The organism is Chthonomonas calidirosea T49 (assembly GCF_000427095.1).
GTDB classification, from domain to species: Bacteria; Armatimonadota; Chthonomonadetes; order Chthonomonadales; family Chthonomonadaceae; genus Chthonomonas; species Chthonomonas calidirosea.
Window position 1 is genome coordinate 47,634 of the sequence record NC_021487.1, and the last position, 16,578, is coordinate 64,211.

13 protein-coding genes are annotated in these 16,578 nt (G+C 55.2%); 3 read left to right on the top strand and 10 right to left on the bottom strand.

Features of this window, described 5'->3' with window-relative positions:
• The first annotated feature begins 11 nt into the window (after positions 1 to 11).
• Positions 12 to 656: a hypothetical protein gene (locus tag CCALI_RS00240; protein ID WP_016481453.1), complete on the top strand. Its 645-nt coding sequence runs from the start codon at positions 12 to 14 to the stop codon at positions 654 to 656.
• On the opposite strand, the gene CCALI_RS00245 is transcribed toward CCALI_RS00240, so the two are convergent.
• The 4 genes from CCALI_RS00245 to CCALI_RS00260 are packed head-to-tail and all read right to left on the bottom strand — an operon-like array spanning position 653 to position 5,199.
• Positions 653 to 2,299, bottom strand: coding sequence for a glycoside hydrolase family 10-like protein (locus CCALI_RS00245; RefSeq protein WP_197409310.1), 1,647 nt, complete (start codon positions 2,297 to 2,299; stop codon positions 653 to 655). The genes CCALI_RS00240 and CCALI_RS00245 overlap by 4 nt on opposite strands.
• Positions 2,259 to 3,359: a 5-(carboxyamino)imidazole ribonucleotide synthase gene (locus CCALI_RS00250; RefSeq protein ID WP_016481455.1), complete on the bottom strand. Its 1,101-nt coding sequence runs from the start codon at positions 3,357 to 3,359 to the stop codon at positions 2,259 to 2,261. The genes CCALI_RS00245 and CCALI_RS00250 overlap by 41 nt, the downstream gene beginning before the upstream one ends.
• The gene (purE, locus tag CCALI_RS00255) at positions 3,356 to 3,904 is read right to left on the bottom strand and encodes a 5-(carboxyamino)imidazole ribonucleotide mutase (protein WP_016481456.1); all 549 of its coding nucleotides are present in this window, start codon (positions 3,902 to 3,904) and stop codon (positions 3,356 to 3,358) included. The genes CCALI_RS00250 and purE overlap by 4 nt, the downstream gene beginning before the upstream one ends.
• Positions 3,901 to 5,199, bottom strand: a complete 1,299-nt coding sequence (locus tag CCALI_RS00260) for an MFS transporter (protein ID WP_016481457.1) — start codon at positions 5,197 to 5,199, stop codon at positions 3,901 to 3,903. The genes purE and CCALI_RS00260 overlap by 4 nt, the downstream gene beginning before the upstream one ends.
• Before the next feature lie 1,755 nt (positions 5,200 to 6,954).
• On the opposite strand from CCALI_RS00260, the gene CCALI_RS00270 reads away from it, so the two are divergent.
• A complete protein-coding gene (locus CCALI_RS00270) occupies positions 6,955 to 7,629 on the top strand; it encodes a tetratricopeptide repeat protein (protein WP_016481459.1) in 675 nt (224 codons plus the stop codon).
• A 1-nt stretch (position 7,630) separates the two neighbouring features.
• Complete coding sequence (locus CCALI_RS00275) at positions 7,631 to 8,056, top strand: nuclear transport factor 2 family protein (protein WP_016481460.1); 426 nt, start codon at positions 7,631 to 7,633, stop codon at positions 8,054 to 8,056.
• On the opposite strand, the gene CCALI_RS00280 is transcribed toward CCALI_RS00275, so the two are convergent.
• Genes CCALI_RS00280 through hpnA form a run of 6 tightly spaced genes read right to left on the bottom strand, consistent with a single transcriptional unit; the run spans position 8,035 to position 16,576 of the window.
• A complete protein-coding gene (locus tag CCALI_RS00280; RefSeq protein ID WP_016481461.1) occupies positions 8,035 to 11,277 on the bottom strand; it encodes an efflux RND transporter permease subunit in 3,243 nt (1,080 codons plus the stop codon). The genes CCALI_RS00275 and CCALI_RS00280 overlap by 22 nt on opposite strands.
• A gap of 6 nt (positions 11,278 to 11,283) precedes the next feature.
• Complete coding sequence (locus CCALI_RS00285) at positions 11,284 to 12,612, bottom strand: efflux RND transporter periplasmic adaptor subunit (protein WP_016481462.1); 1,329 nt, start codon at positions 12,610 to 12,612, stop codon at positions 11,284 to 11,286.
• Positions 12,613 to 12,617: 5 nt separating this feature from the next.
• Complete coding sequence (locus CCALI_RS00290) at positions 12,618 to 13,925, bottom strand: TolC family protein (protein WP_016481463.1); 1,308 nt, start codon at positions 13,923 to 13,925, stop codon at positions 12,618 to 12,620.
• Positions 13,922 to 14,662, bottom strand: a complete 741-nt coding sequence (locus tag CCALI_RS00295) for a phosphorylase family protein (protein WP_016481464.1) — start codon at positions 14,660 to 14,662, stop codon at positions 13,922 to 13,924. The genes CCALI_RS00290 and CCALI_RS00295 overlap by 4 nt, the downstream gene beginning before the upstream one ends.
• The gene (gene ispH, locus CCALI_RS00300) at positions 14,659 to 15,588 is read right to left on the bottom strand and encodes a 4-hydroxy-3-methylbut-2-enyl diphosphate reductase (RefSeq protein ID WP_016481465.1); all 930 of its coding nucleotides are present in this window, start codon (positions 15,586 to 15,588) and stop codon (positions 14,659 to 14,661) included. Before ispH ends, CCALI_RS00295 begins: the two co-directional genes overlap by 4 nt.
• Positions 15,566 to 16,576 carry a hopanoid-associated sugar epimerase gene (gene hpnA / locus CCALI_RS00305; RefSeq protein ID WP_016481466.1) on the bottom strand — a complete coding sequence of 337 codons (1,011 nt, stop codon included), beginning with the start codon at positions 16,574 to 16,576 and terminating at the stop codon, positions 15,566 to 15,568. Before hpnA ends, ispH begins: the two co-directional genes overlap by 23 nt.
• Positions 16,577 to 16,578 lie beyond the last annotated feature (2 nt).

Sequence of the window (16,578 nt, forward strand, 5' to 3'; positions counted from 1 at the left end):
GTTTCGTGTTGATGGAGAACGGAGAACCCCAAGTAGGCTATTTCTACTGGTGCTATACGCTCCACAGTAATTTGGGAAAAGAGTTCAGTGACAAAGAGTATCGCCCTGTGCTGATGGTAAAACGCATCGGTTATTATGCTGCCATCTATCCTTGTAGCACTCTATTCACCTCTCGCCAAGGGGCCGAGCCGTTAGGCACGCTTTTTCAGGAAGAGCCAACCTATCTCATCTACAGGTCCGGCGTGTTTTATATTCCTCTAGCCGACCTTACCCTGCCTGGTATCGCGTGGCCGGAGTGGCCTTTATGGAGGCGGACCCATGCAGCGCTTGTGGAGGCCCATCTCTCTCAGTTGCAGAAGCGCTATGGAGCCCTTTTAAGGGCACCCTTGATTAGGCCTTCGGACGAGAAAACCTCTCTTCACGTGCCGCTGGGCGAGAGAGTCGCTCCAGAAGTTATGGCTCAGCTGCTAAGGCCTCGTGAGCGACCTAAGCCGTCTGTAGCGCCACCAAGGCCCCCTTCGACCAAACCTGTGGAAGATAGCGAGATGTTTCTGCGGGCTATCGAATCGCTCCCTCCCTATCTGCGAATCGTTAAGGAGGACGACCACGCTGCCTTTGATTCGCCGCGCTCCAGAAGACGGCGCGAAAAACGCTAGCGGGTTCCGTGAGAGGGATCGTTTTTATGGGCTACCACTTGGGGGATATGGACAACGGCCGGATCGCTCTGTAGATTGTAGTTATTAACAGCGGAGATCGCCACAACATCGGGTAACTGTTTGGCATCCGAAGCGAACGTTAGCGTGTGGCAATCGGCCGGTAGAATGCGCGTTTGCCATGTGGCCTGTTGGCGCATTTGCACCACCCACACTTGTATGAGATTCGACGACGAAGAGCTGCCTTCGTACCACTGAAGAGTTATCCCATTATCAGCAGAAGCTGTTTCGACCTGCACACAGGGCTTGTCGGGTCGAGAACCGCCGAGCCAGGGACAGCTCGGCACAAGGGCGGGTTGTGCATAGGGGCCGTTTAGCAGGGCGTCGGAGAGGTTTTTGTTGGCGAGAAGTGTTTTCATGCTAAACTGCACGCAGCCATCGCTGGTGGGATTGTTTGCGGCTATCTCGATCTGGTGCACGATCTCACTGGCAGGCCAGGCACCATCGCCCACACGACCTGTGTAGAGGCTAGGCCACACATATCGGGGTGTATCGCCTTGGCACTGCGCGAGCCACCAGTTCAGAAGGGCCGGATAGCTTTGTGCTTTTTTCTCGATGGGCCAGTAGAGCTGGGGACTAAGGTAATCAAGCCAGCCTTTCCGAAGCCAAAGCCGGGAATCGCAATAAATTTCGTTGTAGGCATCGAAACCCTGAATCTGTTCGGGATACCCAGGACGCCAAATGCCGAATGGGCTTACACCAACCAATACCCAAGGTTTTATCGCCTTTACACCTAAGTAAAGCTGTTTCACAAACTCATTGATGTTCTGGCGCCGCCAGTCGGCAAGGTCTAACGTTCCTCCTTGTTGGCGATAGCGGCGATAGGTTGACTGATCGGGAAAGGGAATCTCATGGCCATTTTTATCCGAAATGGGGTAGGGGTAGAAGTAGTCATCTATGGCCACGCCATCTATATCATAACGCCGTACGACATCGAGGATGACGGATAGAGAGTAGGCGCGAGCGTTGGGGTCTCCTGGATCGAGCCAGAGCATATCACCATAGTGGCGAACCCATTCGGGATGCGTGTGCGCCACGTGGTTGGGAGCGAGTGGGCCGTGGGCCGAGGGATGGTAGGCGCGAAAGGGGTTGAACCAGGCATGAAGTTGCAGCCCTCGTTTGTGTGCCTCCTCGATGGCGAAGGCAAGCGGGTCGTAGCCGGGGTCTTCGCCTTGATGGCCGGTGAGGTATATAGACCAAGGCTCGATAGAGGAACGGTAAAAGGCGTCGCAAGCGGGACGCACTTGAAGGATCACCGCATTGAGGTGGAGTTGCACCGCCTTGTCAAGAATGCGAATGAGCTCGGCCTTTTGCTGATCTGCCGAGAGGCCACGACGCGAAGGCCAGTCTATATTATCTACTGTGGCCACCCATACAGCGCGGAACTCTCGAGGAACCAGCGGCACATCTACGGTGGGCGTGGCCTCTTGGGCCGAAAGGCGCGTGGCTCCCATCAGCAACGTACAAAGCAGTAGGGTGATGAGGATGGCGCGAAAAAACACGATGACCCACCTCTTTTTTGCGTAGACTAGGATGAGATGACGCTCAAAAGTCCACGATGTGCTGTTGGCGTATCTCCTCGACAAGAGCGTCTCTTCCCTCTATAGTTTCGGCAGTAAGGGTGATATGTCCTACCTTGCGTCGTGGACGAGGGGGTTTGCCGTAGAGATGAAGGTGGGCACCTTCAAAGGCCAGTACAGTTTCAGGAGATGGCCACGAGCCGATCAGGTTGATCATAGCGCTGTGGCCTCGTGGTGTGGTCATTCCTAAAGGATAGCCTAAGATGGCTCGAAGATGATTCTCGAACTGACTTGTTGTTGCCCCTTCAATGCTCCAGTGGCCGGAGTTGTGCACCCGAGGAGCCATCTCGTTGGCGATGAGATGTCCCTCCTTTTCGAAAAACTCGATGGCCAAAACGCCCACATAGTTTAGCGCAGTTAGCACACGTCTACCGTACTCTTCCGCCTCTTGCTGAAGGCTTTGCGACAGATTGGGTGCAGGAGCGAGCGTAAGACGTAGGATTCCCTCACGGTGATGATTCTCGACCAGAGGATAGAAGGCCAGCTCTCCTTGCAGTCCGCGCACCGCGATAAGAGATAGCTCTCGTTGAAAGGGGATATAGCCTTCTAAGATCAAGGGACTGCCTTCAAGGGCTTCCCAGGCCGGGACAAGCTCGGCTTCCGTCTGTAGAACGACTTGTCCCTTGCCGTCGTAGCCAAAACGACGCGTTTTTAGCACGGCCGGTAGCCCCACAGTGCGAACCGCTTCTCGTAGCTCTTCGTAGCTTGTCACGGGGCGAAAAGGCGGAGTAGGAATGCCTTGCGATCGAAAAAACTGTTTCTCTATCAGGCGATCTTGGGCGGTTTCAAGCGCGATTGGGGGGGGCAGCACGAGCTTGCCTAGAGCTTGTAGACGACAGGCGCTCTCCATGGGGACATTTTCGAATTCGTAGGTAATAAGGGAAAGATCATCCGCAAATCGCTCCAAGACGTGTGGATCGTCGTACTCTCCCACGATCTGCTCGCCTACAGCGGAGGCAGGGGCGTTGGGAGAAGGATCGAGAAAACGGAAGGTAAGCCCAAGAGGAATTCCGGCCAAACCAAGCATGCGGCCGAGTTGCCCGGCACCCATAATACCGATTTTCATGAGACACCCTCTCGTGGATCGGGATGGGAGAGCACTTTTTGGGTTTGCTCTTCGCGAAAGTGACGGAGGGCCTCGCGGACGCTGGACATTTGGGTGCCCAGAATCGCAGCGGCAAGCAGGGCCGCATTAACCGCCCCCGCCGCGCCGATGGCCAGTGTACCCACCGGTACACCTGCCGGCATTTGGACGATGGAGAGCAGGGAGTCGAGACCTTGGAGCGCTCGAGATTGTACCGGTACCCCCAGTACCGGTAGAAGGGTTTTTGCTGCTGTCATTCCGGGAAGATGGGCCGCCCCGCCAGCACCGGCAATGAGGACTTTAAGGCCCCTTGCTTCGGCGCTAGCAGCATATTCGAAAAGTAGGTCGGGAGTTCTATGAGCGGATACAACACGCACTTCGTAAGGAATGTTAAGCTGCGACAGCGTTTCGGCCGCGTGGCGCATCGTTTCCCAATCGGACTGTGACCCCATGATGATGCCAACCAGGGGAGATGGTTCGTTCTGCATATCAAAAGTATAGCATAGGCGCTTGTCGAAGCGCCTCATCCTTCGGGTTCTAGCTCTTCGGTAAGAAGCGGTTCCTCCCGAAGTACAACCTCCTCGATGGCGGGAACTTGCGGTTTATGCTCTTTTGGAAGCCAGAGGGTGGCCCCCAGCGAGATCGTGGCGATGACCACACCCACCCAAAACGGCAGTTGGTAGTTGTGATAGTGTGTCCAAAGCCAAGCACCTCCAACCGGAACAGTAACGGCGGCGATGTGGTTCATCGTCACTCCCATCGAGAGGCAGGGTGTGATCTCGTTTGGTTCGGCGATACGATTGAGATAGGTGGTGAAGCCGACCCCGAAGCTAAAAAGCACATTGTCAATGAGAAAAAGAGCCACAAGGGCATTAACGGTACGTATGGTAGCGTAGCCTAGGAAGACGACAATAAGCCCAATGCTATAGAAGGTTAGCGGGCCACGCTCTCCTCGTTTATCTATCTCTCTGCCGATGAGGGGGGCAAGGAGGATGATGAGAACAGCATTGATGAACTGAATGAAGAGCATATTTTCAAGCGGTACTTTATAGACGAGGACGAGGGCGAAAGATGCAAAGATGCTAAAAATCTGTCTTCGGCAGCCGTCAAGGAAGGAGAGTAAGTAGTAGAGAGAGTATTTTCGGCGAATAAGGAGACGGGCGCGTGAACCCTTCGTGGAGCCACGATGCGAAATGCGCATGCAGAGAAGCCCTGCTAAGCAGATGCAGGAACCTGCGAAAGCAAAACTGATTAGATAAACGGAAGAGGGTGTTTTTCCTGCTATCGGACGCAGGCCCATTTGAGCCGAAACTACGGCGACCAGCCATGCAACGATGAGAGCTGCCACAGTGGCGGCATTGCGTATAGCCGTCATCCTACTCAAATGACGTCCCCCTTCTTTGCCCTCAGCCAAAGCGAGGGCTATGGAGGAGCTAACGGGAGAGTAGGAATGGAAGCCGATAGACCAAAAAACGGTAATGGCCACTAGAAGCCAGTAGGAGGAGATGGTGCCGGAAAACCCGATGCCAATGCCCATTATAAGGAGGCCTAAAGAGGCGATGCGCGTCTCGGGCAGCATAGCGAGGGTTCCAGCCATAAGGGCAGCCAAGAGTCCGGGGATTTCTCGTAGCGACTCAAGTCCCCCCAGCATAAGAGGGTTCGCGCCGAGATGGTCGCGAAGGAAGTTCTGAAAGTCTCCCGAATAGACAGCAAAACCGAAAGAGAAGAGGAAGGTGCTTACGAGGAAGAGAGTCCAATCACGGCGTAGAGCTTGTTGGTGGTTGGACGCGGAATCGCTTGACGGATGAGCTTCGGTGCTCACTCAGACACTCCTTCTGATAAACGTTAGCACGATTATAGAATTGTACCTGCTTGTGGGCATACACAGAAAAGCTGAGGGCGGAAAGGTGCCCTCAGCTGACACTTGTTAAAACTCGCTCTCACACTCTCCGGCAATATACTATAGCAGACGACGAGCGCGGTGTCTCAGGCCTTAACCGAAAATCCTACTATGTCGCCCCACGAGATCAGCATGTTGCTCTACGGCTCCGAAGCAGTGGAGTTCAAAGGCACCGCCGACTACTACGACCATGACGGTTATGTCTGTAACTTTGGATGGACTGATATGGTTCCACAGCTAATGTCTGCGTCTACACCAGGGGCTCATTATCCACCAGTCAGATTAAAGTGGACGTTATTCAGATTAGCTGTCCACCACAAGATTAGTCGCAACGAGGCAGTGGGATCCGTACAAAATTGTACGATCCCTGTGCATGTTTCTGTTGAGACGGTCGACGTGCAAAAAGGATGTGATGAAATTTTGTTACAGGAGCTAACGATGTTATCTAGAAACAAGAAACAAGTTTCATGCTATGGATCTGGTGGAACGGCGCTGCCCTATGGAGGGCGGCCTGCTAGGTTGGGCTGGCGTTTCTGCTATGGCTAGGCCCCGCCGCACAGGCACAACCTCTTGATAACCCAAAGCACCTTCCTCCCGTCCAACTTTCTCTAGCGCCACCGCCCCCACCCTCACCCAACAAGACAGTAGAGGTCAACTGGTACCACTGCGATATCCCAGGCCAAACCCTGGGTAGATATAATCGTAAGGACTTTCTGCCGGCCTCTTTGCGGCCTGCCGGCGTGTTGCTTGAACATGGCTTTTGGACAAGGCAGCTCCGCTGTTTGAACAGGCTCTTGCAACAGGGCTGCGCAGCCCTGCCCTCTACATGGCCTACTTGCAGTCGGTGCCGCTTAAGTGGACTTCGTTAGTTCCCGCTTACGAACGGGATGTCGCTCAGAGCCCAACCATCCTCAACGAGTTTAAACTCGCGCTTTTGTTGATTATATTGGAGACAATATCGGAGTTACCTTGGGGCATTTTACACATCAACCTCCACCTGCTGGATCCTATAATGGGCCGGAGAGACAAGCCTATCTGGCTGCGGCGACAAAGCGTTTCCACTTGGCGTTCAAAAAGATAGCACCAGAGTAAGAACGGCCTGAGAATAGGCTTATATTGCATACTTATCTCAGTGTAACTCGGCGTTTTGAACTTGGGGCTTACATAGATGACCATGGCAAGTTTATTGGAGATGGTACTACCGCGTGCAGTTGGGGACGAGGAATATAAGCGCTATTTGATTGCCAAAAAGCATAAGTTCTATGCCTCTGCCCCCCCGCCCCGCATGTCAGCAGAGATCGCCTGTTGCTTGCTAGATTTATTGTGGGCGGGTTTCGAAGTCTGAGGGGCGGACATTTTTCGATAGCAGAGACCGTTGTGACCCCGTCCGGTCAACAGAAAGTGGTGTGGGTTCCGATCCCTGTGACTAAAGACCAGAAAGTAGCATTTGAGTACTTCAATACGTGGTACGAAAACATTAAAAAGGCCTTAGCGCGACCAGAGGCCAGAAACAGAGAGGCAAGCAGATAGGTTTTACTGCACCATGTTTGGACGATAGTCAACAGCTTGCTGGGTGAGCGCTCTGAGCCGCGACGTTCCGACCCCGTTAGATCACATGGCTTGACAAGGCCTGCAGCGTTCGGGTTTAATGGTACAGCGTCCTAAGAAGACAGAGAGATGAAGCTCGATTCGCTTTTGGGAGTTGATGCTTTGGACAAGCCGTATGCGGCGAAGCAAGGAACGGAAAAGACCGGTGGGAAAAGAGTGAGAGGAGCCTCCACCGCGCGTTCTGCGGCGGCTCACTTTAACCGCGGCGAACAGTTTCGTCGCAAAGGCCTTCTTCGCTCCGCCGCACAGGCCTATCGAAAGGCCGTTGAGTTCGCTCCCGACAACGCCCACTATCGCTTTCGATTGAGTGAATGCTATGCGGGCATCGGGCTCACCGAAGAGGCGATTGTGGAGCTGGAACGCGCACGCGACCTGAAGCCTGAAGAGAGCTACTACCACTTTTCCTTAGGCAACCTCTATGTACGCGCCGGACGCATTGAGGAGGCTATCGCTTCGTTACAAAAGGCCACTCACTTTGCTCCGCGCGATGCCTACTACAATGTGCGTCTTGGCGTTCTCTGTTTGCGCTTTCGCTATCTTCACGAGGCGGCAGATGCCTTGCGTCGTGCCATCAAGCTGGATCCCGAAAACGCCTCCTATCATGCCCTGTTGGGCGATGTCTATGCAGGGCTCGGGTATGATCGGGAAGCCCTTAGACACTATCGCAACGCCGGCCGACTAGACCCCTACGACGCGCGCTACGTGGAGCAGGTACGGCGTATGGTGGCGGGAGATATGACATAACATGCCGCTCGAGAAAGAGGTGCTAGATGCCGCCCGCTTCGATCCCGCACAGCGAGAGCTTTTAGAGATCACATGGCGCTTGCTGCATGCCATTGACACGGGTGATGCGGAAACCTATGCCGCTCTCTCCTCTCCAGAGCTTTCCTGTTTTGAAGATGTCTGTGCGTACCGGATAGATGGCTTAGAGTTTCACCTCGACCTTATTCGATCCATGGCAAAGAGGCTGGGGAGCGCCCCGCTCCGCTTTGACATGCTCTCTCCCCGCGTGCAGATCTACGGAGACTGTGGCATCGTAACCTATACGCGCCTACAGACCTTTGAGCAAGATGGGATGCCCCACTGGAAGAGCTACAACGAAACCAGGGTTTTTGTAAAGCAAAATGGGGCTTGGAAGCTGGTTCATTTTCATCGTTCGCCCACGCGCTGAGAGGCTCGTTTTTCTGTGTTTTGGTTTTGTGACGGGCGCGCCGGATAATCGAGGCGTTGGCGTAGCCACAGAACGAGATCGTCGAACAGCGTGTAGATAACCGGTATTGCCACCAACGTTAGCAGCGTGGAGACCAGTAGGCCGCCAATAACCACAATCGCCATAGGAGCTCTAATTTCGGAAGCCTGTCCGATACGAAGCGCGATGGGCAACATGCCCAGAATCGTGGCGATCGTTGTCATAAGGATGGGACGGAGACGGGTTGCACCCGCCTCTTGAATGGCGAGGTCGCGCGGCTCGCCGCGAGCGCGCAGCGTGTTGGTGTAGTCGAGTAGTAGAATTGCGTTTCTGCCCATCAATCCCAACAACATAATGACCCCGATCGCGGCAACTAACGACAGGGTCTCCCCGGTAAGTACCAGAGCCCCTAGGGCGCCGGCAAGCGCCATCGGCAATGTGAACATGATGACGAAGGGGGTTCCTGGGTTGTTGAAAAGGATCGCCATGACGACATAGACGAGCAGAGCGGCCACAGCGACGGAGGTGGCAAAGGGGACGACATTTTCGTTCAGCGTCTCTGCATCGCCACCCCAATGAACTTTGATGCCGGGATGAGGCAGCTTGTTCAAGATTTGGCGCTGTATTCTCTGTTGGATATTCCCTAGCGGCGCATCGGGCGCGAGATCTGCGGTTACGGCAACCATCCGTTCGCCGTTCTGCCGGTCGATGCTGGTGGGGCTGCTATGCAGCGAGAGATCGGCCACATCCGCAAGCAGGATGGGCTGTCCGAACGAATCGTAGCCGATGACGATGTTACCAATCTGTTGCAGATCGCTGTGATCGAGGCCGGCAAGATGTACCCGCAGCGGAATGTCTTTATCACCGTCTCGATAGACGGCGGGTGAGGCACCTGCAATAGCCTCATGGAGAATGGTGCCGGCCTGAAGAGGAGGAAGGTTGAAGGAGGCCGCGCGAAACGGTACGATGGCCGCGGTGACCTCTGGTTTTCCGGTACGCACGGAAACGTCTGGGTTGAGCACGCCGGGAATATGGGTAAGACGATCGCGAATCGCAGCCGCAAACCGAGCCAGCTGTTGTATATCCGCTCCTCTCAGCTGGATATCTATCGGTTGCGTAACCCCCACCACCGAGCGAACGGCAGTGGCCACAATGCGGGCACCACTTCTCTGGGCTAGGGGAGCAAGAGAGGCCTGAAGCTCTTGGGCGACTTCGCTATCGGTTTTAAGACGGGTGTGCGACGGACGCAGATGAAGCCAGCGTGCGAAGACGTTTGCACGCGGTTTGAGCTGCACATTGACCTGGGCAAACTGCGGCCCTTGTTGCGGTATGGAGCCAAAGCCACCCAATATCTGCCCCACCGTGGTGGCCATTTGGGCTGTTTCGGGCAAGGTGGCGATGGTGCGCTCGACCTGTACGGCTAGCTGATCGGTCGCATTAAGGCTGCTGCCTGGAGGCATTTCGATGGTGACGCTTATTTGACCTTGATCGATTCCTGGCAAAAACTCAAAGCCGAGATGAGGTAGAGCCAGCCAAGCCATGGCTACAAGAATAACCCCGCCTGCTATCAGCACCGTCCATCGGCGGCGCATCGCCACCCCAAGAAGCTGGCGGTACCTATCCTCAAGCTTTACATAGATGCGCTCTAAGATACGATAGATGCCCCTACGCGCTGCAATCGTCTCTCCTGCGCGATACCATGTGGAGGCCAACATGGGCGTTAGAGTGAAAGAGACGAGCAGAGAAAAAAGAGTGGCAAAAACGATGCTCAGACCAAACTGCTTAAAGAAGCTGCCCACGATGCCGCCGGTAAAGGCAATGGGCACGAAAACAACAACGTCGGTCAGCGTTATAGCGAGACTTGCAAAACCGATCTCGGCTCGACCACGGTAGGCTGCTTTAATCGGTGTTTCGCCTCGGTTAAGGTGTCGCGTGATCGATTCAAGAACCACAATCGAATCGTCCACCAAAATACCCACGGAAAGCGACAGCGCTAAAAGGGTCATCTGGTTGAGAGTGAACCCCACTAGGTACATGACTAAGAAGGTAGCGATAATGCAGGTAGGAATGGCCAGCGAGACAATGAGAGTGCCGCGCAGGTTATGGAGGAACAGCAAGACCACGCCCATCGCCAGAAAAGCCCCTAAAAGGAGGCTAAAATCCACATCTTGTAACGCTTCACGAACGATGGTAGCCGTATTTTGTAACGTGATGATGTGAACATCCGGCGGAAGGGTTGAATGGAGTTGTGCAAGAGCGTTTTGCAGCTCTTCCACCACGGTTACGGCGCTGGCATCTGCTGCTTTTACCACTACAAGGCTCACCCCCTTATGGCCATTGATGCGCGTTATAACCGATTGAGGTGCATATCCCTCTGAAACATCGGCCACATCGGCCAGGGTAAGCGGTGGTGAAGGCAGCGAAGGCGTTGTTGGTGGAGAAGAGGAAAGAGGTTGAGGCGAAGTGGATGGCAGGAGCACGGTGTTGCGTAATGCCTGCAGAGAGGTATAGGCGCTGGCGAAGCGCACCTCGATCTGCTGTTGTCCTTGCGTAATGGAGCCTGCTGGCACATTGTGGCCGCCCATCTGTAAGCTGTTAATAACGTCGGCGAGGGTAAGATGGTTCTCCTGCAGCCGCAGAGGGTCTACTCGAATGTCTATCTCGCGTGTTCTTCCGCCATACACCTCGACAGCGCCGACCCCCGGTTCTCGGCGCAAGCGTGGAGCGATCACATCGTCGGCCAGTTGGCGCAGACGAAGCGAGTTCAGCGAGGGGCTTTCTATGCCAAGATAGAGCACTGGCTGCGCATTGATGTCGAGAGGAGAGACTTGAGGCGTTTGTGCCCCTGCCGGTAGATGAACGGATTGTAGGTGCTGGCGAACTGCGGCCAAAGCCCGCGCCACATCGGTTCCCGCAACAAAGTCCATGCTGATAATGGAGACGTCTGGTTGCGAGCTAGAGTAGACGTTTTTGAGACCAGCGACGGAACCCACCGCATCTTCGAGTGGCTTAGTGACCTCCGTTTCTACCTCAGAGGGCGCTGCCCCTGGATAGACCGTTGTAATGGTAATGGTTGGTATGGTTACACGCGGATTAAGGTCTACCGGAAGATGAAAATAGGCAAGAATACCGAGCACCGTTATAGCGAGGAGTATCATCCACACAAGTAGGGGGCGTGATATGGCAAGGCGGGTAATCCACATGGCGGCCTACGGGAGCATCACCAGAATGCGGGCGCTCTGGCCGATCCGCAACCCCGCTGGAAGGTGGAGAAAGGCGAAGTGCACACGGAACGACCGGCCATCGGGCTCGGCTACCGGCGATATGTAGGTGAGTTCGGCTGTGTAGGCAGCACCCGGGTGGCTATCTAAGAACACCTTTGCGGCTTGGCCAATATGTAGCAAAGGAAGTTGACGTGCCAGCGCTAGGGCCTCTACATAGGGATGGTTTGTGGAGACCACGGCAAGAAGCGGCAAGCCCGGCTGTACGATATCGCCGGTATGAACCGCGAGGTCGGTAACAATGCCCTCGATCGGGCTGATGAGTTGGTTCGCCCGATAGACGGATTTTGCAGCGACGAGAGCGGCATGGGCTTGCTGCACGGCATCACGAGCGGCGGCGACATCGTGTTGGGCGATTGCGAGGACGTGCTGGCGTGCTGTGACCGCAGTTTGAACCGCTTGCTGTGCTTGTTGAACGCCGGCTTTCGCCTGATCGAGGTCTTGCTGGGCAAGGGCAACCCGATAGGGTAGAGATCCGCCGGGCGCTGTGCTAGTCTGCTGTAGCTGGGCTTTGGCGGCTTTGAGATCGGCCTCAGCGGTCTCGACCTGGGCTTGTGCTCCCTGGAGTTGCAGTTGCGAAACCCCTCCGACGGAGGCAAGCTGTTGTAGAGACCAGAGGTTTTTTTGAGCTTGATCGAGCTCGATCTTCGCTTTTTGCACATTGGCAGCCGCAGCAACAGCATCGGCGTTGTTGGCAGCTTCAGCCGCGCGAAGGGCCGTTTGGGCCTGCTGCTCCTTTTGTTGAGCTTGTTGGAGGGCCGCTTTAGCCGTTTGCAGATCGCTATCAGCTTTAAGTCGTTGGGCTTCAGCGCCTACGATAGCCTTGCGAAGTTGAGCTTGCGCGGCGCGATAGCCTGCTTCGGCCTGATCCCATTGGGCGCGTGTTTGCGTATCGTCAAGAACAACAAGGGTTTGGCCTGCAGTAACACGATCGCCATTGTGCACAAGAACCGTAAGCGCTTTGGTGGGCTGCGAGATGGAGAGGACGGCTCGGTCGGAGGTCTGAACAAGTCCGAGCAGTTGCAGCGGCTCTTGCTTTGGCGCTGAAGGTTGATTAGAGCTTTTGCTAATAGTGGATGAGGTTAGAGAGGTCGGGGCAGAAGAGGGAGAAGTGAGAGAAACCTTCTCGCCGCTTTCTTCCCTCCAAGGCCGATGCTCTTCGCCTCGCTCTCTACTCATCGCTATGAGCACTACAGCCAGGAGAGCTATAAGTGCGATGAACATAATAAATCGGCGGCGGTTGACGGAGCTTTTCATGTCTTCTATTTGGGATTCTGTTGAGGAACGATAGTTCCCTGAGCGTGCCGAAAAGCGAACTCGGCAGCGATCAGATCGTACTCAGCTTGAAGTTCACTCTGTTGCGACGTTGTATAGTCGTGGTAGGCGTTTTTTATGTCGAGTGCCGTGCCTTGTCCAACCTCGTAGGCTTTCTCTGCCACGGCTAAGCTCGCCTTGCTGCTTTCCAACTGAACTTGGGCAAGGGCTAGTTGTGCTTTTGCCTCTTCCATCTGCTGCCAGGCCTGTGTCACATCAAGGACAATACCGGACAAGGCATCTTGGCGAAGCGCCACAAGGCGTTCCACGGCATTTTCGGCCTGTGCCCTATTTGCTTTACGCTCCCCTTTATCCAACAGTTGCCAATCAAGCTCGATGGTAGCGGCCGCATAGTGTTGCGGAACGAGGGCCGTACGCGTTTGCTCTGCAAGTTCGGCATGAAAGCTGAGTGTGGGTTGCGTTGCAAGGCGTGCAAGAGAAAGTCCTGCTTTGGCGGCCTGTAGTTGAAGGTCAAGAAGAAGCAAGTCGGGGCGTTGCGTTTGCGCTGTGGCGATGGCCTCTTCGGGGGAAGAGGGCGGCTCCGGTAACGAGGCAGGAGGCACGATCTGAATGGAGGCCTCTAGGGGACGTCCTAGGAGCCGATTGAGGTTCATTTTTGCCAAATGGTAGGCGCCTTGTGCTTTTGCCAGGCCAAGCTCAGCCTCGGCTGTTTGAGACTGCGCGAGGGCGCGATCCACCGGCTTACCGAACCCAGCGGTAATTTGCCGTTCCACGAGAGCAGCGTACTCTTTTGCGAATGCGACACCCTCCTCTGCCGCCTTGAGGCCGGCCTGAGCGCGTAATAGATCTACACAGGCTTTTGAAACGGAAAGGGCGATGTCGGCCAGCTCTTTCCGATAGTTTTGATAGGCGATGGCGCGTTCGGCCTGATAGCGGTTTTTTGCAGCGCCAAGCCCTGCGCGATAGAGAGGCTGTTCGAACTCCAGTTTTATTTGGCCGAACTGTTCTGGAAGAGTCGGAGGAGCTGAGATGCCGGGAAGCCGCACCTCTTGGCCCTGCTCGGTGCCGGAGGCGGTCGCGGTGATGGAGGGGCGCGCCACGGGGCGGTCGGGTTCCGCTGCGGCCTCCGCCGAAGCCAGTTCGTAGCGAGCTGCTTGTGCTTGGGGGCTCTGTTGCAGCGCGATTTGGATGGCCTGAGAGATGGTGAGAGAGGTGGGCGTTTCCTGTGCACGGCATAAAGATATGCCGTACGCGATGAGCGCGACTAGGATAAAAAGGGATTTGCGGCCGATCATGGGAGAGGCTCCTGCAGCACGGCAACGAGATTTTGAAGGTACAGCGCGAGCATCTTCGCTGCGTTGGCAGCTCTTTTGCCCAATAGCAAGAGCTCTGGCAGGTTTTGAGGCTGTTTTAAGACGGCAAGCAGGAGAGGAAAAGGACGAATACGACCTTGTGTATCGGTGAGCACATTAAAATCAAAAGGCATGCTATCCCGATGGCCATCCGTAATGGCGCGTACAACAATCCAAGGGCAGTTGTGTGCAGCGGCAACTTGTGCTGCGCCGAAGCTTTCCATATCGATTCCCAAGGGTTTTTCTGGATAGATTGCTGAGAGCTTCTGCAAAAAGGCGCTTTTTTCCGCTGAGTTTAGCAGAACGCGATTTACCGTTGCCAGCGGGCCTATCTGCAGGCAGACCTGCGGCGGCGCAACCTGTTGTGCTTGCCAAAACAGTTCGACATTGGGCTTATAGACTTGCGGTGACGATGCCGCCCCGTCAAGCACTTGGTCTGCCAACAACAAGGTGCCTGGCATAACCTCCTCTACCAGGCCACCGCCGAATCCGCAGACGATAAGATACTGAGCGCCTTGTGCAAGAAGCTGCTGCGCGCCCCGTGCTGCATTTTCTCTCCCGGCGCCGGAGCAGTGAACGATAAGATTTTGTTGCGCTGCCTCTATCGGCCGGAAGGGCTTTCTTTCTTGAGGCAGCGCAAAGAGCACTCCGATTCGCAGCTGTGCTCTCTCACATATCAAGATGACTGCGCCACCGGCTCTTCCGACGGTGGTGCGATATCACAGGAAAGCACCTTTTGGCGCACGGCCTCGACGAGGTCTTCCGGAGTGGAGAGGCCGGACGCGATGCCGATGGTTTTACAGTCGGCTAACGCCTCGATGGGCAGCTCTTCGGCGTTTTGAACATGGATGGTATTGGGGTTATAGTGTCTGCATAGCGCGGCAAGCTCCATGGTATTTGCACTGGTGCGAGAGCCGACCACGATCATCAGATCTACTTTTTGAGCCAACTCGATGGCGTCATCCTGCCGATTTTGTACGGGACGGCAGATCGTGTTGATGATGCGTATCTCCTTACACATCATCAACATCTCGTTGATGATTTTGTGGCACAGTTCAAGCGCGTGAGTCGTTTGAAAGATCACACCGACTTTGCGCAGGAGCTTGAAGTTTTTCTTGGCTTCATGGAGTTCCTCAACGCTATCGATCACGAGGGCTGGGTTTTCAAGTGAGCCAAGGATGCCTTTGATCTCTGCATGATTTTTATCTCCGATGATCACCACCTGATAGCCATCTCGCTCCAGGATTTGGGCGGCCTCTTGTGCGCGCAAGACGATGGGGCAGGTGGCATCTACCACTTCGATGCCCTGCATTTTGGCTTCTTCTATTTTCGCTTTAGGCAGTCCATGGGCGCGGATGACCATCGTTCCGCCACGGCTCTGCGTGTAGTCTTCGACTTTCCGAAGGCCTTTGCTTTCGAGTTCATCGGTAACACGTTTGTTATGGACGAGATCACCGAGAATAAACACGTCTTTGCGTTCATCGAGGGCCTGACGGGTGAGATTGATGGCACGTTTAACGCCAAAGCAGAAACCCACCTCGCTGGCCATGATCACGGTTCGGCCAGACGGTGTGCTGGCCACGTTATGGTTTTTGTTTTTTGGCATAACCTTTCTCCTGAAACCAAGCCACTGCGCGGGCGAGAGCGTCTTCGATTGGGGATTGGGGCATTCCCAATTCCCGCACAGCGCGCGTTGAGTCGAAGTACATTTTATATCGGGCCATTTTCACCCCTTCGAAGGGGTGTGTCGGCTCTTTTTTTAATAAACGTGCGACCAGAAGGTTTTCGAGGCCTACGGCGCACCAGGCAATGGCATAAGGCAGACGAAGGCGCGGAGCAGGTAGCCCCGATATCTGGGCGAGCATTTCTAACATCTGCCTCAAAGTTACATTACGATGGCCGAGGATGTAACGTTGACCGGTGCGTCCCTTTTCCGCGGCTAGCAGGATGCCTTCTGCCACGTCTCGCACATCCACGAGGTTGAGACCGGTGTCTACGTAAGCGGGCAGACGCCGGTTAAGAAAATCCACGATAATACGGCCTGTTGGGGTCGGTTTGATATCGTTTTCTCCCACGGGCGTGCTCGGATTCACGATAACCACATCGAGCCCTTCTGCTGCGAATTGTCGGGCGACCTCCTCGGCCAAGAATTTCGAGCGTTTGTAGTGGCCGATCATATCGGCCAGAGATACCGGTGTGTCTTCATTTCCGGGCGAACCGTCGCGAGGGATACCCAGTACCCCCACGGTGCTCGTATAGACCACGCGCCTTACGCCGGCATCACGAGCTGCGGTCAAGAGGTTTTTTGTGCCCTCTACGTTGGCTCGGTACAGCTGTTGCGGGTCTCGCGCCCACAGGCGATAGTCCGCTGCCACGTGGTAGACCACATCGCAACCGGCTACTGCTTTGCGAAGTGAGGCGATATCGGTTAGATCGCCGCACACCTCTTCGTAGAGCGCCGGGTTAAGAGCGCACAGGTTCTCGCGACGACTCGTCGGGCGGGTAAGCACCCGAATAGGTTGGCCGCGTGCTGTAAGGAGACGGGCCACGTGAAAGCCGACGAAGCCGGTGGCACCGGTAACCAGCGAAGGCATTG